Annotated in this window: 19 protein-coding genes; 5 read left to right on the top strand and 14 right to left on the bottom strand. The window is 37.4% G+C overall.

The genetic code is table 11. The features are described from left to right. Positions 1 to 458: 458 nt before the first annotated feature. The 12 genes from B1B04_RS04910 to B1B04_RS04855 all read right to left on the bottom strand — a co-directional run bounded on the left by B1B04_RS04910 (position 459) and on the right by B1B04_RS04855 (position 11,987). Complete coding sequence (locus B1B04_RS04910) at positions 459 to 2,174, bottom strand: FTR1 family iron permease (RefSeq protein ID WP_079560192.1); 1,716 nt, start codon at positions 2,172 to 2,174, stop codon at positions 459 to 461. Then, entirely contained in the window at positions 2,149 to 3,408 is a 1,260-nt protein-coding gene (gene efeB / locus B1B04_RS04905) for an iron uptake transporter deferrochelatase/peroxidase subunit (RefSeq protein ID WP_079560191.1), read from the bottom strand. Before efeB ends, B1B04_RS04910 begins: the two co-directional genes overlap by 26 nt. 18 nt (positions 3,409 to 3,426) lie before the next feature. Beyond that, positions 3,427 to 4,293: an iron uptake system protein EfeO gene (gene efeO / locus B1B04_RS04900; protein WP_079560190.1), complete on the bottom strand. Its 867-nt coding sequence runs from the start codon at positions 4,291 to 4,293 to the stop codon at positions 3,427 to 3,429. 162 nt (positions 4,294 to 4,455) lie between these two features. Beyond that, positions 4,456 to 5,655 carry an MFS transporter gene (locus tag B1B04_RS04895; RefSeq protein ID WP_079560189.1) on the bottom strand — a complete coding sequence of 400 codons (1,200 nt, stop codon included), beginning with the start codon at positions 5,653 to 5,655 and terminating at the stop codon, positions 4,456 to 4,458. Between the two features lie 11 nt (positions 5,656 to 5,666). Beyond that, on the bottom strand, positions 5,667 to 6,089 hold the full coding sequence (locus tag B1B04_RS04890; RefSeq protein WP_240518204.1) for a MarR family winged helix-turn-helix transcriptional regulator: 423 nt from the start codon (positions 6,087 to 6,089) through the stop codon (positions 5,667 to 5,669). A 68-nt stretch (positions 6,090 to 6,157) separates the two neighbouring features. Further along, a complete protein-coding gene (locus tag B1B04_RS04885; RefSeq protein WP_079560187.1) occupies positions 6,158 to 6,763 on the bottom strand; it encodes a hypothetical protein in 606 nt (201 codons plus the stop codon). 13 nt (positions 6,764 to 6,776) lie between these two features. Then, positions 6,777 to 7,727 (bottom strand): nuclease-related domain-containing protein, encoded by a 951-nt coding sequence (locus B1B04_RS04880; RefSeq protein ID WP_079560186.1) that lies wholly within the window; start codon positions 7,725 to 7,727, stop codon positions 6,777 to 6,779. Positions 7,728 to 7,972: 245 nt separating this feature from the next. After that, positions 7,973 to 8,170: a hypothetical protein gene (locus B1B04_RS04875; protein ID WP_079560185.1), complete on the bottom strand. Its 198-nt coding sequence runs from the start codon at positions 8,168 to 8,170 to the stop codon at positions 7,973 to 7,975. A gap of 69 nt (positions 8,171 to 8,239) precedes the next feature. Beyond that, complete coding sequence (locus B1B04_RS04870; protein ID WP_079560184.1) at positions 8,240 to 9,247, bottom strand: FecCD family ABC transporter permease; 1,008 nt, start codon at positions 9,245 to 9,247, stop codon at positions 8,240 to 8,242. Beyond that, positions 9,240 to 10,241, bottom strand: coding sequence for a FecCD family ABC transporter permease (locus B1B04_RS04865; RefSeq protein ID WP_079560183.1), 1,002 nt, complete (start codon positions 10,239 to 10,241; stop codon positions 9,240 to 9,242). The genes B1B04_RS04870 and B1B04_RS04865 overlap by 8 nt, the downstream gene beginning before the upstream one ends. Before the next feature lie 25 nt (positions 10,242 to 10,266). Then, a complete protein-coding gene (locus tag B1B04_RS04860; protein WP_079560182.1) occupies positions 10,267 to 11,184 on the bottom strand; it encodes an iron-hydroxamate ABC transporter substrate-binding protein in 918 nt (305 codons plus the stop codon). A 14-nt stretch (positions 11,185 to 11,198) separates the two neighbouring features. Continuing rightward, positions 11,199 to 11,987 (bottom strand): ABC transporter ATP-binding protein, encoded by a 789-nt coding sequence (locus B1B04_RS04855; protein ID WP_079560181.1) that lies wholly within the window; start codon positions 11,985 to 11,987, stop codon positions 11,199 to 11,201. Positions 11,988 to 12,135: 148 nt separating this feature from the next. Between B1B04_RS04855 and B1B04_RS04850 the strand changes: the two genes are divergently transcribed. Together B1B04_RS04850 and B1B04_RS04840 are read left to right on the top strand one after the other, a co-directional pair. Next, entirely contained in the window at positions 12,136 to 13,182 is a 1,047-nt protein-coding gene (locus B1B04_RS04850; RefSeq protein WP_079560180.1) for an NAD(P)/FAD-dependent oxidoreductase, read from the top strand. Positions 13,183 to 13,591: 409 nt separating this feature from the next. After that, entirely contained in the window at positions 13,592 to 14,422 is an 831-nt protein-coding gene (locus B1B04_RS04840; protein ID WP_240518203.1) for a class I SAM-dependent methyltransferase, read from the top strand. A gap of 156 nt (positions 14,423 to 14,578) precedes the next feature. On the opposite strand, the gene B1B04_RS04835 is transcribed toward B1B04_RS04840, so the two are convergent. Continuing rightward, positions 14,579 to 15,172: a TetR/AcrR family transcriptional regulator gene (locus B1B04_RS04835; protein ID WP_079560178.1), complete on the bottom strand. Its 594-nt coding sequence runs from the start codon at positions 15,170 to 15,172 to the stop codon at positions 14,579 to 14,581. A gap of 12 nt (positions 15,173 to 15,184) precedes the next feature. Further along, positions 15,185 to 15,901, bottom strand: coding sequence for an MBL fold metallo-hydrolase (locus B1B04_RS04830; RefSeq protein WP_079560177.1), 717 nt, complete (start codon positions 15,899 to 15,901; stop codon positions 15,185 to 15,187). Positions 15,902 to 16,184: 283 nt separating this feature from the next. Between B1B04_RS04830 and B1B04_RS04825 the strand changes: the two genes are divergently transcribed. The 3 genes from B1B04_RS04825 to B1B04_RS04815 all read left to right on the top strand — a co-directional run bounded on the left by B1B04_RS04825 (position 16,185) and on the right by B1B04_RS04815 (position 19,046). After that, the gene (locus tag B1B04_RS04825) at positions 16,185 to 17,315 is read left to right on the top strand and encodes a DUF418 domain-containing protein (protein ID WP_079560372.1); all 1,131 of its coding nucleotides are present in this window, start codon (positions 16,185 to 16,187) and stop codon (positions 17,313 to 17,315) included. 268 nt (positions 17,316 to 17,583) lie between these two features. Continuing rightward, on the top strand, positions 17,584 to 18,444 hold the full coding sequence (locus B1B04_RS04820) for a histidine kinase (RefSeq protein ID WP_346426982.1): 861 nt from the start codon (positions 17,584 to 17,586) through the stop codon (positions 18,442 to 18,444). Beyond that, on the top strand, positions 18,441 to 19,046 hold the full coding sequence (locus B1B04_RS04815; RefSeq protein ID WP_079560176.1) for a response regulator transcription factor: 606 nt from the start codon (positions 18,441 to 18,443) through the stop codon (positions 19,044 to 19,046). Before B1B04_RS04820 ends, B1B04_RS04815 begins: the two co-directional genes overlap by 4 nt. The last annotated feature ends 36 nt before the right edge of the window (positions 19,047 to 19,082 follow it).

Raw genomic sequence — 19,082 nt, 5'->3', positions numbered from 1 at the left:
ACGGGCTAATGGATTTACGCCAAAAGAAAATAGTCTCTTAACCACTTACTGGTCAAGAGACTATTTTCTATCTTTCTACTACTTTTGTATCAAACTATTATATAAAGGTAAAGCGGCTCGTCGAACGTTCCTAGAAAAGCAAACCGCTAGAGGTAGTGGCTGGGTAAATCCTTTGGATCAGAAACCCTACAGCATACTATGAGGAGCTTAGTACTGACATATTCTTCAATCTATCGAGGATTTCCATGTTTAAAATAATAGTCAAACCTAGCACCGATTTTTCTATATTGATAATAATTTTTTTAGCTTATGGTTTTGTACATTGATGAGGAATTGTTGATTTCCGCGGAAAGCGCCACCTCGAAGTAAAAATCAACATTTGCTTAAAGATACACTTTAATTAATTTTTTAACGACGTGCTGTAGGGCAGATGAAAGTCTATTCATCTGCCCTTCTATTTATTTTTGTTTCTTTTTATAAATGATTGTTGCTACAACTAGTACAAGTAAAACTGCTTGTCCAATCATAGTTTCTACTGTTGGATAGAAACCAATGATGTTGACAACTGGCAAGCCATCTACAATAGTTGTTGAAACTGAATCCCTTAACTGCAATGTATGCAAGCTGACACCAATAATTTTAAATGCCAATACGTAGATTAACACCGTAGCAACAGCGAAAAATTTATGAATTGGAATTTTTCCACTTGCTTTAAATAATACAAATGCAAAAATAGCTAATATTAAAAGTGCTACTACGATCCCTAGCACAAACTGAGATGTCTCCATTTTAGGTGCAATTCCTGCATAGAAGACAAGTGTTTCTGCACCTTCACGGAAAACAGATAAAAAGCTAATTGATGCCATGGCAAACACCGAGCCAGTAGAGATGGCATTGCCCATTTGTTTGGAAATATAGCGATTCCAACTTACCACACTCGATTTACTATGGAGCCAAATACCAACTCCAATCATCATTGCAGCGGCTAATAAACCAATATAACCTTCCATGAGCTCTCGACTCGTATCAATTGTCGCTGATTGGAAAATTGTCGACATTAAAACAGCTGCTACTGCTGATAAAAAGATCCCTACAAATGCACCAACATATATCCATTTGCGCATTGTTTTTTGTCCAGACTTCTCTAAGAATGATACTAATGCCATAATAATAAGCAGTGCCTCTAAGCCTTCTCGTAGTAAGATTAATGCAGCATCCCACAGCGTGTAATCTGAGTCACCTTGAATCAGCTCAATTTCAGTGCGGAAAGTATTAAGCTTACTTTTAACTGCTTTAACATCTACGTTAGACTTCAATAAGTCACTAACGATGATTGGCATATCACTTTCAATTTTTGTATACAGGCTGCCGTTACGTGTTGAAATATCTATTTCTACACTTGGCCAAATTTTAATGAACTCTCGAATTTTATCTGAGGCTGCCTTGTAGTCACCTGCATCGATAAAATCATTCGCCTCATCAATATAAGCAATTAATGTTGCTAAAGAATACTCTCCTTCTACAACTTCCGCCGTTTCATTACCTGCTACAAAATCTTCAATTGTTTGTTTTAATTCTGCATATTGTGATTGCATTAATGCTACATCTGGCTCTTCAGAAGCAAGTGTGATCCGTATAAAGGCCATCTGTGTTTCAATCTGCCCGTACATGGCAATACTTTGCTCTCGCACAGGACGTTCAATTTTTTTCCATTTCGTATTGAAATCCTTATAGGCTGCGTCGATTGTAGCTAAATCCCTACTTGCTAAGGCATCTTCAAATGCTTTCATGACAGGTTTAAATTTCGTGCCAAATTCTGCACGCTGCGCCGCTTCATCTACAGGATTCTCAAGCTTTTCTAATGCACGTAAGGCATTTGACAATTCAGATAGTGCCTTTAAACGTTCATCCTTAGTAGTAGCTTCAACTGCTTGTGCAAGAATATTATCAACTTTTTCTTTTGCTTTCTTTTGCTCTGATGTAACCGACGCCCAGTCTGTTGCAAACTGTTCAAGGGCTTGCTCAGCTTCGGATTCTTTATCCTGCTTCGTATTCATTAGCGCATCACTAATAGAAATGTATAAGTGACTATATGATTGCGCTGCCTGCACTGGTGCAGCAAGTGCCAATAACAAGCAAAGTACTAAGCTACAGCGCGTTAAAAAGTGCTTCACCTATATAACTCCCCTTTTGTACACCAGGGAAGCAAGCGAACACTGCGCTGCCTCGATGTGTAGTATACTCATTCATTTTATCCAAACGTCCTAAGCTATTTTGAACTGTTATAAATTGGGCTGGGTCTTTTTGAAAAGAAACAAACATGAGTCCCGCATCATGCGCACCTGTATTCGTCATAACACCTGATGCATAAGAATACGAACGACGTAACATACGCGCACCTGATTTACGTGCCAAATGTACGTGTGACGTATCTGGCATAATGTACTCACCGTTGCTATCCTTCGCCTCTACATCGAAATCATCGAACTCTTTCTTTTTACCAAAAGGTGCACCACTATCGCGATAACGACCAAATGTTACCTCCTGATCTTTCAAAGATGTGCGATCCCATGTTTCAAGATGCATTTGAACTTTACGTGCGACTAAATAAGAGCCGCCTTTTAGCCAGCCTTTATCAACCCATACAACTTTATTTAAATCTTTGTCATCGGCAGTCGACGGATTTCCAGTGCCATCCTTGAATGCAAATAAATTTCTCGGTGTTCCTCCACCAGCTGGGAATGAGTTAAAGCCTGCTTGAGACCATTTAACTTCTACCTTACCAGATGCTGCACGAACTAAGTTACGTACTGCGTGGAATGCCACCTGTGGATCATCCGCACATGCCTGGATACAAAGATCTCCACCTGTAAGTTCTTTTTGTAGTTGATCTTTTGGGAAATGTGGTAAATCATTTAATTCTGCAGGCTTCAAATGTTGAATCCCAAGCTTATCAAACAAAGATGGGCCAACACCAATTGTGATCGATAAATTTGAAGCGTCTAAACCTTCTGCTTCACCTGTATCTCCTGTAGGAACTCTAGTATTTGTTGTTAAATCTACCATTAATTCACCATTCATTAAACGAACAACAAGAGGTGTCCATTTTTTGAACAACTCTTGTAAGTCTTTCTTTGATGTAAATAAAACATCTAAAGAAGCAAAATAAATATTTGTCTGAACTGGTGTAATAATGCCAGATTGATGTTTTCCATAAAAATCAACTTTATTACGTGCAGTCGTGCTATCCGCAACAGGCTCGAACACATCGTAGCCCATTACTTTCATAACACCACCTAAGCCAGAGGCACCGATAGCTATACCAGCTGCTCCGATACCTGTTAGCTTTAACATGTCACGTCTCGATATTTTTTTATTCATCCATTTTTCATCATTTGACGCTGTCATTTATTATCACTCCAAAAATTACTCTAAAATAATACCCATTTGACTTAATGGTTCACCAAGTTGATTAACTGCTGCTGAAAGTGCTTTTGTGTCTTCATCAGTTAATTTTTCGTAAGAAACATATCCGCCATCAGCAGTCGCATGCTTCGCTAATAAATCATCTACTGCTTTAAATTTTTCATCTAATGTAGCAACTAAGTCTTTATCTTTTGCTTCTAATTTAGAACGTAGGATTTCAAAGATTTTTTCTGCACCTTCAATGTTTGCTTTAAAGTCATAAAGGTCTGTATGAGAATAGATTTCTTCTTCACCAGTGATTTTTGATGTCGATACTTCATTTAATAAGTCAACCGCACCTGTAATCATTAAATCAGGTGTTACTTCTACAGTTTGAACTAATGCGTGTAATTCTTTAGCGTCTGCTAGTAATTGATCTGCAACTGCCTCGTAGCCTGCAGTTTTGTTTTCTACCCAAAGCGCATGTTCTAGCTTATGATAGCCCGACCATGCTTCTTCGCCTTTGCCTTCTTCTTTAATATCAGCTAAACGACCGTCAATACGTGGGTCAAGGTCACCAAAGCTCTCTGCGATTGGCTCCGAACGCTCGAAATACATACGTGCCGGCGCATAAGCTGCTTTTGCCTCTTCAATTTTACCAGCTTTAAATGCTTCCACAAATTTTTCCGTTTCTACTAAAAATTGATCCATTTGCTCTAATGCAAATGTTTGATAGGCTGCTAGTTCAGCAGATAAATCAACTTTTGTAGCTTTTTCTGCTTGCTCTGTTGCTGGCTTATCGTCTTTTTTAGCTTCATCTGTATTTCCACAGCCAGTCATTAGAATACCTCCTGCAACTAATACTGACAATAATGATGTTTTTTTCATGCTAAGTACCTACTTCCGAAATAGTTTATATCGAGAATGATAATGATTATCAAGTGCAATTGCAAGAAGTATTTTTATTTATAGAAAAAAACGACATTTTATAGTCGATCTAATTAGATAACTAGATAAATGGCGTTTTTTCCACAATATAATCATTCTAAACTACGAAATTTTTGCTTGATTTCTATTTTCATATTTTCCATATAAGAAATAATAAAGGATAATTGACACTAAAATAACAAATACCATCGCAAAGAAAATGGCACTGTACCCCGAAGTCGGAACGAAGAATCCTAAGAAATAAGGACCAACCCCTAAACCTAAATCATATAAAATAAAATATGTCGATGTCGCAAGTCCTAAACGCTCATTTGGTGTAACTTTAATCGCTATTGCTTGCGCTACTGAATTGAAATTGCCATAACCTATCCCTATGCAAGCTGCGGCTAGTAAAAATACAACACTACTAGTCGCCGAACTAAAAGCATACATTCCTAGTGCAAAAATAACTAAACATGGATAGATAACAATGTTTGCACCTCTAGTGTCTAGTAATTTTCCTGTAAAAGGACGTGTCGCTAAAATAACAATTGCATATATAATAAAGAAATAACTTCCTGCTGTTACCAAATCAAGCTCTTTCGCGTAAAACGTCATAAATGACATAACCCCTGAATAGGCAAAGCCAATAACGAGCGCCACAAAAGCAATTGGCACGGCACGCATTTCGATAAAATTAGTGAGCTTAAAGCCTGTTTTCTCCGCCATTTCTTTGGCCTTCTTCGGTGCATCTGGAACGGTTACGATAAAATACAACAAGAAGCATACAATAGCTAATACGGAATCGACAGCAAAAATCATCCGATAATCTTCAAACAGCTGCGTTAGAAGAATACCTACAAACGGTCCGATAGCAGTAGCTAAAATAGCACTCAAGCTGTAATAACCGATACCTTCTCCTCGTCGATCAGAAGGTAAAATCTGTGCAATAATTGTCCCTGTCGCCGTACTAGCCATCCCAAGTGCAATACCCTGTACTAAACGATTGACCATTAGAAGTGGCAAATTCGTCGCGATAAAATAAGACATCGTGGATAGCATAAACAATAATAATCCAAAAAATAATGTTTTTTTACTACCCCAATCCCCAATAATACGCCCTGTCCCAAGACGCCCAAATAAAGTACCAATAATAAAAATACTCGATACAAGACCTGCCGTACTAGTCGAAGCCCCAAAATGCTCAACCGCATAGCCTGCAATCGTTACCATCAATAAAAAGAATATTAATGTAATGGTAAAATTAATAAGTGAGACGATTAAAAAGTCCTTCGTCCAAAGTTTATGTCTAGTTGCTTCCACTTTTTTCTCTCCTACCGATTGATGTTTGCACAAATGTTCGCTAACACTTGTGTCGCAATTTCAATATCCCGCTCCGATACCCCCGCGAGTGCCTGTTCCATAGTTGGTTTTAAATGCGCTTGAATTTCTTGCACAATCTCTTCACCATCAGCCGTCAATTGTACAAGCTTTTCGCGCTTATCCCTACCCGCTACCGTTTCCACGTAACCAAGCTCCACAAGCTTTTGCACAAGTCTCGTCACACTCGGCTTTTCAATAAACATGAAATTCGCAATATCCACAAATGTATGTGGCCCTTTATCCATCAATAACCGAAGAAGAGCCCATTGAGAGCTATACAGCTGATATTTCCCCAACTGCACATTTATTAGATTGATAAACGGTCTATACATTAAGCGGTACTGATTAAAAAATTCTTGTTCGATCGTCAACATTACCACTCCTTTTTAGTTAGTTAGCCTAACTAACTATACGCTTTTCGTTTTTATTTGTCTAGTAGGAATTAGTCGGGAAATTCGGAGTTTTGGGTCGGGCTTCTCGTCTTTCTTGGCTTTCTATCCACGTTTTTGAGCGCTCTATCCAGCTTTCTTCGCTTTCTATCCACGTTTTTGGGCGCTCTATCCAGCTTTCTCGCCTTTCTATCCACGTTTTTGAGCGCTCTATCCAGCTTTCTTCGCTTTCTATCCACGTTTTTGAGCGCTCTATCCAGCTTTCTCGCCTTTCTATCCACGTTTTTGGGCGCTCTATCCAGCTTTCTCGCCTTTCTATCCACGTTTTTGAGCTCTCTATCCAGCTTTCTTCGCTTTCTATCCACGTTTTTGAGCTCTCTATCCAGCTTTCTACGCTTTCTATCCACGTTTTTGAGCGCTCTATCCAGCTTTCTACGCTTTCTATCCACGTTTTTGAGCGCTCTATCCAGCTTTCTCGCCTTTCTATCCACGTTTTTGAGCGCTCTATCTAGCTTTCTACGCTTTCTATCCACGTTTTTGGGCGCTCTATCCAGCTTTCTACGCTTTCTATCCACGTTTTTGAGCGCTCTATCCAGCTTTCTCCGTTTTCTATCCACGTTTTTGGGCGCTCTATCTAGCTTTCTCGCCTTTCTATCCACAGCTCAAAGCGCTCTATCCATCTTTAATCCAATATTTTCTATGTCTTTTTTTCCCATCAGCATTCAAAGGTAATTTCTGCAATAGTCTATACGCTAGATCGGGTGAATCTATTGCGAAAAAATCACAAAAGCTTTTATTCGTTAACGAATCGCCCACTAATAACTTGTAATCATCAAGCGTTCTGAGAATAGCATCCTGATCTACTAATCCGCAGCGTTGACAAGTCCATTTTTTATTGGAATAGCTCATTTGCTGTCCATTTGAACAACGTACACATAACACACCTTTTAGAAGATCCTGTACAGGAACGGTTATTTCTCTTTTAATTGGCATATGCCTGGTTAATAAATTAGTAGCAAAAAGAGAGAGATCATCAGCTTCTAGTATCATCTCATTATGCTGTTTAAGACATTTTCTTACATAGTAACGTAATCCTGAAACATGGAAAATTGGTTGTCCTTTTAAACTTTCTGATAAAATTGCATTTTTCGTTGCCAAAACGACTGCATAATGAACAGGAATCTTAACTTTGTAATGCTGTAATATCCCCTTTATCCAGTCGGCGTGTCGTCTAGCTTGATGAAAAGGATCAATCATTCCCTCAACATCACCTTCTGCAGTAGTCCTTGTAAATTGAGTAAATGACTCATCGAATTCAAGGAAGCCTGTTATGTTTTTTATTTCTAGGATTAATATAAAATGAGGACACACTAATACAGTGTCTATTTGATGTGTAGTCCCGAAGTGATTGACTATTTGTAAATCATGAAGGAAATAATGTGGGTTGGGCAAATTAATTTCAAGCCATTCTGCATCTACTCGCTTTTCTCCAGCAAAGCCAGCTTGTATACGCATTAACCTATTAAAATAATTCATGTAGTCTACATGTGTACTAGGCAACCTTCTTACCAAAGCTTCTAGCATTTTTTGCATTTGTGATTGCTGTCGTGCTAATAAAATCATTGTCTCTCCCCTCCTGTATTTATTATATAAATAATTACATGTATAAACAGAGGTTCCAAAAAACTTGAAATACAAGATGTGAAAATTAAATTTATAGCCCAATTTTATAGATAAAAAGAATGGAAAAATCGCCTTGTTCTTGCATCGACTACTACTTTTCTGCCTCATATCTCCACTTTGACGACGCTACTATCCATCAATCTTGGCTTTCTATCCACGACTTTGAGCTCTCTATCCATCATTCTCTACTTTCTATCCACGTTTTTGAGCTCTCTATCCTTCATTCCCGTCTTTCTATCCACGTTTTTGAGCTCTCTATCCATCATTCCTGGCTTACTATCCACGTTTTTGAGCTCTCTATCCATCATTCTCTCCTTTCTATCCACGACTTTGAGCTCTCCATCCATCATTCTCAACTTTCTATCCACGACTTGCTGCAGCACCTTCTATCCACATCTTTGAATTCGCAGAACTACGTTCGTTCAAAAAAACAACCGAACAGCCTAAGCCATTCAGTCGTTTTTTCGTAGTAAATATAAAAAATATGGGGCGCCGATACAGGCTACAACAATACCTGCTGGCACGGTCGCACTCGAAATAGCTACGCGGCCAATTGTATCTGCAAACATTAGTAAGCTGGCACCAATTAATAATGTGAGTGGTAAAAAGAACTGGTAGCGCGGTCCGACGAGCTGCTTTGCAATATGGGGAGCCATCAGACCGATAAAGGCAATGCCTCCTGTGATCGATACAGCTGCCGCAGCTAATGCGACAGAGACTACTAATAATTGCAAACGCTCTCGTTCGATGTTTAATCCTAAGCCAACCGCTGTTGGTTCAGTCATTGCCAGCACATTTAACACATTTGCTTTATACAAAATAAATGGTATGCCTAGCACAAGCCAAGGCAATAAAGCCCAGAAAAATGGCCAGTCTGTTCCCCAAACATTCCCCGCAAGCCATTGTGCGATAAATTGCACATCACTACGCTCAGCAGAGGAAATTAATATCATCATTACACCTGCTAAGGCAGATGCTACACCTACCCCGACTAAAATAAGTTGGATCGGCTGTACACCCACATTACGCTTATATGAAAAAAAGTAAATGAGGAGTGCCGTTAATAAAGCGCTGGCAAATCCGACAAGTGGTAACACATACGCGAAATGAGGTAAATCACCATCAACAAGGATATAAAATAGCGTAATTCCTATACCTGCTCCAGCATTAATCCCAATAATACCCGGGTCCGCTAGATCATTACGTGTTACCCCTTGCAAAACGGCACCAGCTAATGCTAACGCCATCCCTGCTGCTGCTAGCACAAATAATCTTGGCAAGCGAACAGAAAACAGTACGAATGATTCTTTGAAGCTGCCGTCTCCAAGTAAAATCGGTATTATGCGATCAATCGAAACTGAAGCTGCTCCCATTGAAATACCCATTACAAAAATAGCTATTGTTAATAGCATCCAAACCATGAGCCATCTACGTTGTTTTTTTCGTCCGATTTTAAACAATTTGACGACCTCCCTTTCGAACAAGAAGTAAGAAGAACGGAAGGCCGATAATTGAAATAATTGCAATTACCGGTGTTTCATATGGGGCATTAACCATTCTACCTGCAAAATCTGCAGTGACCATTAACCATCCACCGATAATAGCGCTCATCGGTAGGACAAATCGATAGTCTGTTCCAACAATTGCTCGGACAATATGTGGTACCATTAACCCCACAAATGCTAAATTGCCTACTAGCGCAACTGCGGAGCCTGCAAGAATAACAACGACAAACATCATAATTCCTTTAATGACTGTTGTTTTTTGTCCTAATCCGACAGCTACTTCTTCATTTAAACTTAAAATGGTTAGCTGACGACTAAACACAAAAGCTACCCCTAATCCTATTACAATAACAGGAACAATTATTAATGCTTGCCATGTAGTGCCAATTAAACCACCACTCGTCCACATCGAAACATCTTTTGAAATTTTAAATAATATTCCCGTTCCATCTGCTATTGCTTGTAATAGAGCGGATACGGCTGCCCCAGCTAAGACTAACTTTAATGGAGAAAAGCCATTCTTCGTTGAAGCGCCAATACCATAGACAACAATCATCCCTACACCCGCACCTATGAAACATGCAAAAATAAACATATAGTACGAGGTATTTGGAATAAACGCCATCGTCAATGCTAGTGCCGCATTCGCACCTGCTGTTAGACCAAGGAGACCTGGATCTGCTAATGGATTTCTAGTAACTCCTTGCATAATAGCCCCAGCAACTGCAAGTGCACTACCTACAAAAATAGCAGCAATAATACGAGGAAATCGAATTTCACGTAATACAGAGTAGTGCTTGCCACCGTCTTGTCCGACAATCGCTTGATAAACATCTTGAATACTCGTATTAGCCGCGCCTATACAAAGCGAGATCGTAACTGTTACTGCTAATAAGATCAGTGCAAGCAATACTTGAAGCCAAAACGGGAAATTTCGAAACTTTATCATTTGCCTTCGCTACTCTCTACTGAAATTATTGTAAAAATTTCTTTTCAAAGAAATCTAGTTGATATTCTAAAGTTTTTGGATCATTAAAGTAAAATTCGTTGCCACTCACTTCAAATAAATGACCATTCTTCACCGCTTCTAAATCTTTAAACCACGGAGCATTTTTAATGGCGCTTTCCTCACCTTTAAATGTACTAAAAATTACATAGTCACCTGCATATTCATTTAATACTTCTGTAGAAATTGCAAAATAACCTGGTTTTAAAGCATCTTGTTTTACTTTTCCAGGCATTTTCAAGCCCATTTCTTTATATAAAATTTCTGTTCCTCGACCCCAGTTATCTCCATACACATACATTTGTTTATTATACATTTCTGCGACAGTAACTGTAGCATCTTCACCGATTTTTTCTTTAATTTTTGTACCCGTCTCTGCAGCACGTTCTTTAAAATCTTTTACCCAATCAGTTGCTTCTTTTTCTTTGTTCACCACTTTACCGATTTCGATGAATTGCTGTAAATAATCCACTTTACCATAAGTGAACAACACAGTTGGTGCGATTTCTCCTAATTTATCTGCATTTTCAATACCATTTAAACCAATAATTAAATCTGGCTCAAGCTCGATAATTTTTTCGATATCCGTATTCTCAACAACTACTGCATCTTTAATACCATCTTTGAAGTTTGGATTATCTGCAGCCCATGAATCAATACCGACAACATTAACGTCAAGCTGTAGTAAATGCCCAACAAATGAAGATAATACAACTACACGTTTAGGATTTGCTGGTACTTCAACAGGGCCAGCTTCTGATTGATACGTAATCGTTTCTGCAGATGCCTTATCTTTAGAGCCCTCATCCGTCTTCTCTTCTTTATTGCCGCACGCTGCAAGCACTAGTACGACCATCATAAACATTGGTAATAACCACTTTTTCATAAATCTATCTCCTTTTACACTGTTTGTAGTAAGTTATATGTAATGCACATTGGTTTATCAGTTCGAGGATCCTTACCAATGACTGCATCAATATTAAACACTTTTTCTAATACTTCAGGTACTATAACTTCCTCTGCAGTACCAAACTTCACTAGCTCTCCTTTTGATAGCGCAACAATATAATCTGAAAAGCGTGCTGCCTGATTTAAATCATGTAACACCATGACAATTGTGCGTCCTTCTTCTTCGTTAAGCTTGTTAAGTAATTCTAAAACTTCTAACTGATGGGCCATATCTAAATAAGTTGTTGGCTCATCTAAAAAAATTATATCGGTCTCTTGAGCTAATGCCATCGCGATCCACACCCGTTGACGCTGTCCACCTGATAAGGCATCAACTGTGTTCAGACGAAAGTCATCCGTTTTAGTTACCTTTAAGGCCCAGTCAATCATTTCTTTATCCTTTTGCGATAAATTACCGAAGCCCTTTTGATATGGAAATCGACCGTAGGATACAAGCTCTTCCACTGTTAAACCATGTGCACTTTCCGGACTTTGTGGCAATATAGCCAGTTCTTTCGCTAATTCTTTTGTATTCATCTCGGAAATATTTTGACCATCCAGTATGACTTGTCCACTCTTATGCTTCAATATCCTTGTAATAGCCTTTAAAAGTGTAGATTTACCACACCCATTGGAACCAATGATAGTCGTTATTTTACCGTCTGGAATTTGTAACGATAAATCATGCACAATCGTTTTGTCCTCGTAGCCGATACGAATCGATTCAACTTGTAAACGCACGACGTAACCTCTCTTTCCTTTTTGTTCTTTCCATGCTATGATAGCGATTAACCGACAATGATAATCATTATCACTAGAATTAGTCTAGTTTTCTTATTTAGTTTTGTCAAATACTTTTTTATTATTTTTTTAGGATGTGGTGATATAAATGCAACATTTATACGATGTAACAATTATTGGTGGTGGTCCCGCAGGCCTATACAGCGCCTTTTATAGTGGTTTACGAGGATTGAAAACGAAATTAATTGAGAGTCAACAACAGCTTGGTGGTAAAGTTTTACTTTATCCCGAGAAGCTAATTTGGGATATTGGTGGTCATCCCCCTGTATTAGGCGAACAATTTGTGAAACAGTTAATTGCACAGGCAAAAACGTTTCATCCAACCATTGTAACAGGTACAAAAATCGATTTTATCGAGCGCCAAGATGATATTTTTGTTCTTCATACTGCGCAAGGAGATAAACATTATTCTAAAACCGTTCTTTTAGCCGTTGGTGGTGGTATTATTAATCCTCAAAAGCTTTCACTAGAAGGTGCAGAAAAATATGAAATGACTAATTTACACTATACCGTGCAGTCATATCAACGTTTTGTGGACAAGGAGATCATTATTTCGGGAGGCGGAAATGCTGCGATCGACTGGGCAGTTGAACTAAGTCCTATCGCCAAAAACGTAACTGTTGTTTATCGTAAAGATACGTTATCCGCTCATGAGGCAACAATTCAAGAAGCTTTAGATGCTGGCGTAAAGATTGAGTGTAATACGACTATTACAAAATTAACTGCCGATGCCGAGAAAACAGCCATCCAATTAGTGACATGTGAAAATACAAAAACAAAACAAAGCTATACGCGTCAAATTGATGAAGTCATCGTTAGTCATGGCTATAACCGTGAAGCATCATTAGAATTGGAGCAAACAATTACCATTCCTAAAAAAGATGATTACTATTTTGAAGGGAAAGCAACAGGAGAAACAGCACAGCCTGGAATTTTTGCAGCAGGTGATATATTAGCGTTTGAAGGAAAAATAAATCTCCTTTTAGGGACTTTCCAGGATGCAGCCAATGCCGTGAATTCTATCAAAACATATTTAGAGCCTACTGCCTATCGCCAAGGGGTCGTGTCATCACATAATGAAGTATTTAAAGAGAAAAACCGTTCTATTATCGAAAAACAACTTTCAGCAAAATAAACATTAAATGAAATAATCAATAACCCCTCTTAAGCATTTACTCTCTTAAGAGGGGTTTTATATAAGTTCAACTAAAAAAATCATTTTACATTCTATCTTAAGAAATTCATAAAAGCCCCCATTTGTCTTAACATATTAACTCCATATGTTATTGTTCCCGAGTGGCCCATAATTGTATTTAAATGTTGTGGTAATCTTCCAAATCTAGAGGTTTGGGGTTGCTGGTAAGGATTAAAAAAGGGTTGCCCTTGTCTACCTTGCATAGGAGGGCCAAAACCTTGTCTATAGCTTGGTGGAAATGGTCTCATTCTAGAATTAGGCGGAAAAAATGGCATCAATTCACCCCCTATCAAATATCTTTTAACTAGTATACGTCTGTATTTTTTTATTGTTTAGACTATCGGAGAAGTTGCTCAAAAATAATATACATATTGAAGTCCATTCATTAGTGAAGGTTCTTGATAACAACTTTGTCTCTTGCTGGAACCATACTATTTTAAATTTCATATTATACAAAAATACGAATAAAGAAGGGATTCCGATTCAAAATTCGAAATATCTAGAATTTCTGTCCAAATTTGGTGTAGGCGGTGCGCACCCTGGTGGTCTTAATTTAACAAAGGAACTATTCAAGGCCGAGAACATTGGTGAAAATCCATATATTTTAGATGTAGGCTGTGGTACAGGCCAAACCGCTGCATATTTGGCAGAGACGTATGAAGCAAAGGTAACAGGCATCGATATTAATTCTGTAATGGTCGCAAAAGCTAAAAAGAGAATGAAAAAAAATCGCTTACCCGTAAAAATAATGCAATGTTCAATAGAACAAGTACCTTTATCCGATCATACATTTGATTATATTATTTCTGAATCTGTGCTTTCTTTTGTCAATAAACCTAATGCACTTAAAGAAATCTTTCGTTTATTAAAGAATGGCGGTCGGTTTATTGCCATTGAATTTACTATTCATCAACCGCTTGAAGAGAAAATTGAAAAAGAAATCAAAGAGTTTTATGGATTTGATTCGTGTTCAATGAAAAAGGATTGGGTAGACTTATTTAACCAGGCTGGTTTTAAACATATTCGTATACAAAAAAACAAATCGATTTTCTCAGTACCTGAGCTTAATCACTCAGAGCATATTGAACCTGAACTTTATGAAGTAATGGATAAACATTTTGAAATGATCTTAAAGTATGAAGGGCTATTAGATTATAGAATTTATTCATGTACTAAATAGTAGTATGTCACGTTATTCAAAAAGAAAGCATTAATCGCAACTGCTTTCTACATGAAAAGAGTAGGAAACTCGTATTCAATGTCAAGTCTCCTACTCCAATATTATTTCCTTTGTATTATCGACTGAAATTAATCCTCCGTGTCTCCTTCTCTTCCCTTAGTTATTCATTTCCAAGTTCTGATTTTTCGTAGCTGCATGAATGCCCTCAATAAAGGTATTGATTAGGATTGAAAAGCTTTTATTGATATCTAGTGGCAACCCGAATCCCCCCATCTGTTCAATCGAAGAGAATCCATGTAGAATACTCCGTAATCCTCTGACTATATGAATCGCAGTTTCTTCTTGTAAATGATAGACATCTAGCACTTGAAGTACTAGTTGTACGACAGACTCTTGGGCTTGCTGTAATTCTTGATCATTCGCATCTGGAAAGCGAGAACTAGCATCATATAACCCCGGATGTTCTCTAACAAGTTGAAGATATGCTTGACTAATTGCACGAATGGCGTCATCACCCGAACGTCCTACTGCAGCTTGTAGCATATATTCATGTAGTTTTTTTACACCTTGAATGGCTAATTTCTGTTTCAATTCATTTAAGCCATCAAGATGGTTATATAAGGACGGTGGCCGTACTTCCAATTTTTCAGCTAATAGTCCAATTGAAAGTTGGTCCAATCCTTGCTCATCAGCTATCTCTGTTGCCTTTTGTAAAATAATAGATACATCCAACTTCATTCGACGGGACATTTTTTTCACTTCCTATTTAGATGATAAAAAAGCATTTTCTGCTTTAGCAATGGCTATGTTCAATCGCTCCTGCGGTTGCTTTAACATCTTCCCATGCCCTACAGCAAGTAAACTCGGATTCAGATTGCTTAATTTTTTTGCACTTTTTAGAGCTGTCTCTTTATCCCATGTAGCAAGAGCAGGAAACGGAAACAACGGATTCAGCATTCCCGTTACTATTAGCTTTCCTCTAGTTACAAGGGCATCACCTGCTATTAAACTTCTATTACGCGTATCGAAAAGAGAAATGGAACCAGGTGTATGCCCTGGAGTTGCAATCACTTCTAATGAACCAACACGATCCCCTTCTTCAAGTAATACATCCGGTTTAGTTTTAATATTTTTTGGAAGGCCCCCACGAATAGGGGTGTTTTTTTCATTTGGTAGCAAGGAACTATTCCCTCCCAATAGAAGTGCATCTCTAGAAGAAATGTACACTTTACTATGTGGTAATAATTCTTTTAACGTATCTAGCGCTCCAATATGATCATTATGTGCGTGGGTAAGGATTATTCTCGTAATCGGTTTTCCGATATTTTCAGCAGCTTTTATTATACTTTTTGCACTATATGGTAATGCTGCATCGATCAGTGTAAGCTCATTTTCTTCTTCTACGAAATAACAATTAACAGGAAAAATCCTCGGCATAAAGGACAATTGATACACTGTGCCACTATTTTCAACTTTCATTCTACATCAAATCCCCTCTGCGAACTAATCGTATTTCAATTTTAACTAATTATATTAGTTTTCGCAATATTTATTTTATAAATAACATTCTTATTTTCATTACGCTAATTTCGAAAACAATAGACGAATCGATCTGTGTCCCACCTTCCGAGATGGCCTTCCTTTGCTTTTGAGACACCTTAAATGACACCTGTCATAAAGAACCTTTGACTGGTGTGAATATGTTTTTTCCTGTTGTTTTCTTATCATAATTATAAGAAAACACAGAAAGAGTGATTACATGATGAAAGTTCAACAAAGATTACCCTTAATCGATATGTTACGTGGCTTTGCTGTATTAGGGACACTTGGCACTAATATTTGGATTTTTGCTTATCTTGGTGATATTTCGTATATCACAACGAGCAATTATTCAGGTTGGTGGTCATTGAACGATTTTTTACGAATGGTAGTCTTATTTTTCGTAAACGGTAAACTTCTTGGTTTATTAACAATCATGTTTGGTGTTGGTTTGGAATTAAAATATCAGCAAGCTTTACGAAAAGGAAATGCTTGGCCAGGAATGTATATTTGGACAATAGTCTTTTTATTTATGGAGGGGCTTATCCACTTCACGTTAGTCATGGAATACGATATTTTAATGAGCTATGCTGTGACAGCCATCATTGTTGTCTTTATTGTTAAATTTGGTGATAAAGCGATTAAACGCGCTTTATACGTTTTTGGTAGTTTCCACGCAGTAATGATTTTGCTAATTTTAGTTAGTTCATTGCTTGGTGCCAACGCTTACCTTACTGGCGTCGATCCTGTTGTTAGTCTTTATGAAAATGGTACTTGGTTTGAACAAATACAATATCGTTTAACAAATTTTCTTTATTATAGAACGGAAGCTATTTTTATTATCCCGATGAATATCTTTTTATTTTTACTTGGGGTTAAGCTGATGAGAAATGGTGTATTTTTGCAAAATGACAAAGGACGCCAGGCGCGACAAAAGCTATTTAAAATCGGTATTTTTATTGGAGTACCTTTAAACCTTCTAATCTTTATTCCTGGTGGAGTATTTGATTTACCTGTTCGGTATTTATTTGCACCAATCCTATCTATTGGTTATATTGGAATATTAGGTAAAATGTTAGAATATAAGAAGCTTGATTGGTTATGGAAGAGATTTGGTGAGATTGGGAAAATGTCTTTAAGTTGCTATGTCCTTCAAAATACTATGGCATCTATTATTTTCTACGGCTGGGGCTTAGGTTTAGGAGGGAAATTGAATAGCATTGAAGTTATTGGTATTTGGTTAACCCTTTCCCTCTTCCAACTTTTCATTGCACATATTTGTATCAAGCATTTTCATGTTGGACCAATGGAATGGATTCGAAAACATGCCATTCAAAGTGTCACGCAGAAATAATCGACAAAGGTTGGTGTGAAATATAAAGATATATCCAAGAGATCAGGCGATACATTATCTAATTATTGATGTAGTTTCGTTAATTTTTTTATTCACCAAAGTATTAGGATCGCATTCTCAACTACCATTATTGGCTAAAATAATAATCCTTATGTTATTTTTAGTAGCTTTCTATATTGCTTTATGGAATAAAGATTGGCGTTTACTTTTTGCTTCCTTAATAGGCTTTACTCTTATTATCATACTAGGTATTTATGAAGGATCTGCTATGTTATTTTTTGGATTTATTTTTGCTGATTTAATTGGGCGAGCTAAAAAGAAATGGCATATTGCTTTAGGAATGATTGCCATTGCCTTTATGTTTCTTATCGTTATTTGGTTTGAATCAGGAGCATCATTTAAATTAGAATCCCAAGCATTAATACCCATTATGATTATTCAGCTACTATTTCCAATGCTAATTTACTACGTAGAAAAATCAAAAAAATTACAATCGGAATTAACAGAAGTAAATACCCAGCTTGTTCAACAAGAAGAAAGACAACGTATTGCAAGGGACCTTCACGATACGATCGGTCATACATTGACAATGATCAAAATTAAAACCGAATTAACTACAAAATTAGTCGATAAAGATACGATGCGTGTGAAAGATGAGTTAAATGATATTTTAGCAACGACACGAACTGCGTTAAAGCAAGTAAGAGAATTAGTTTCCGATATGAATTTTATTTCGTTAGAAAGTGAGCTTATTCATTGTAAACAGCATTTACAAACAGCGGATATCTCAATAAATATCAATAATAACTGTCCAAAGCTTCTCCTAGCGAGTGTAGAAGAAACGATGCTGTCCTTATGTCTGCGGGAAGCAACTACAAATATTATTAAACATAGTCAAGCAAAAAAATGCCAAATCGATATCAATACTATAAATGGAATTTTAAAAATAAACATTGTTGACGATGGTGTCGGCTTACATATCCAAGGGTATGGGAATGGACTTTCATCGATGAAAGAAAGAATGAATGCTCTTTTAGGAACTGCTTCCATAGAGAATTTACCGACAGATGGAACAATTGTGACGTTAACACTGCCTATCCAACACTACAGATTGGAGCAAACTACATGATACGAGTATTACTAGCAGAGGATCAACAAATGTTACGTGGCGCCTTGACTTCCTTGTTGTCGTTTGAGCCTGATATAAAAGTGATCGCAGAAGTTTCAGATGGTCAAAAAGCGTGGGAATTTATTCAACATGAGCTACCAGATGTATGTGTTTTGGACATCGAAATGCCGAATCTTTCTGGGCTTGACCTTGCTGAAAAAATTAAACAGGCAAATTTACCGTGCAAGGTGATGATTGTTACTACCTTCGCACGTCCTGGCTATTTACAAAAAGCTATGGATTGTGGGGTACATGGTTATTTATTAAAAGATGAACCTATAGACTATTTAATCGAAACAATAAGAAAAGTCATGAATGATGAAAAGGTCGTCAGCAGAGATTTAGCCGCTACGTTGTTTATGAAAGAACAGAATCCACTAAATGAACGTGAAATTGCTGTTCTGCAGCTTGTCAAAGAAGGACTCACAACAAATGAGATTAGTAAAAAACTATTTTTAACGAAAGGTACTATTCGAAACTATTTATCTACCTCTATTCAGAAACTACAAGTAGAGTCTAGACAACAAGCTACTCAAGTCGCCAGTGATAAAGGGTGGCTTTAAATAAAGAAAAGCGATACTGCATTCCTTTCTAACAGG

It is taken from the genome of Lysinibacillus sp. KCTC 33748 (assembly GCF_002237755.1).
GTDB lineage: Bacteria > Bacillota > Bacilli > Bacillales_A > Planococcaceae > Lysinibacillus.
This window is presented reverse-complemented; position numbering and strand designations above follow the sequence as displayed.

Bases quoted from the DNA above. Each gene is read 5' to 3' on its own strand.
- B1B04_RS04890 (WP_240518204.1), bottom strand. From the start codon at position 6,089: ATGTTGACGATCGAACAAGAATTTTTTAATCAGTACCGCTTAATGTAT.
- B1B04_RS04820 (WP_346426982.1), top strand. From the start codon at position 17,584: ATGTTATTTTTTGGATTTATTTTTGCTGATTTAATTGGGCGAGCTAAA.
- B1B04_RS04850 (WP_079560180.1), top strand. From the start codon at position 12,136: ATGCAACATTTATACGATGTAACAATTATTGGTGGTGGTCCCGCAGGC.
- efeO (WP_079560190.1), bottom strand. From the start codon at position 4,293: ATGAAAAAAACATCATTATTGTCAGTATTAGTTGCAGGAGGTATTCTA.
- B1B04_RS04825 (WP_079560372.1), top strand. From the start codon at position 16,185: ATGAAAGTTCAACAAAGATTACCCTTAATCGATATGTTACGTGGCTTT.
- B1B04_RS04880 (WP_079560186.1), bottom strand. From the start codon at position 7,727: ATGATTTTATTAGCACGACAGCAATCACAAATGCAAAAAATGCTAGAA.
- B1B04_RS04830 (WP_079560177.1), bottom strand. From the start codon at position 15,901: ATGAAAGTTGAAAATAGTGGCACAGTGTATCAATTGTCCTTTATGCCG.
- B1B04_RS04835 (WP_079560178.1), bottom strand. From the start codon at position 15,172: ATGTCCCGTCGAATGAAGTTGGATGTATCTATTATTTTACAAAAGGCA.
- B1B04_RS04865 (WP_079560183.1), bottom strand. From the start codon at position 10,241: ATGATAAAGTTTCGAAATTTCCCGTTTTGGCTTCAAGTATTGCTTGCA.
- B1B04_RS04860 (WP_079560182.1), bottom strand. From the start codon at position 11,184: ATGAAAAAGTGGTTATTACCAATGTTTATGATGGTCGTACTAGTGCTT.
- B1B04_RS04815 (WP_079560176.1), top strand. From the start codon at position 18,441: ATGATACGAGTATTACTAGCAGAGGATCAACAAATGTTACGTGGCGCC.
- efeB (WP_079560191.1), bottom strand. From the start codon at position 3,408: ATGACAGCGTCAAATGATGAAAAATGGATGAATAAAAAAATATCGAGA.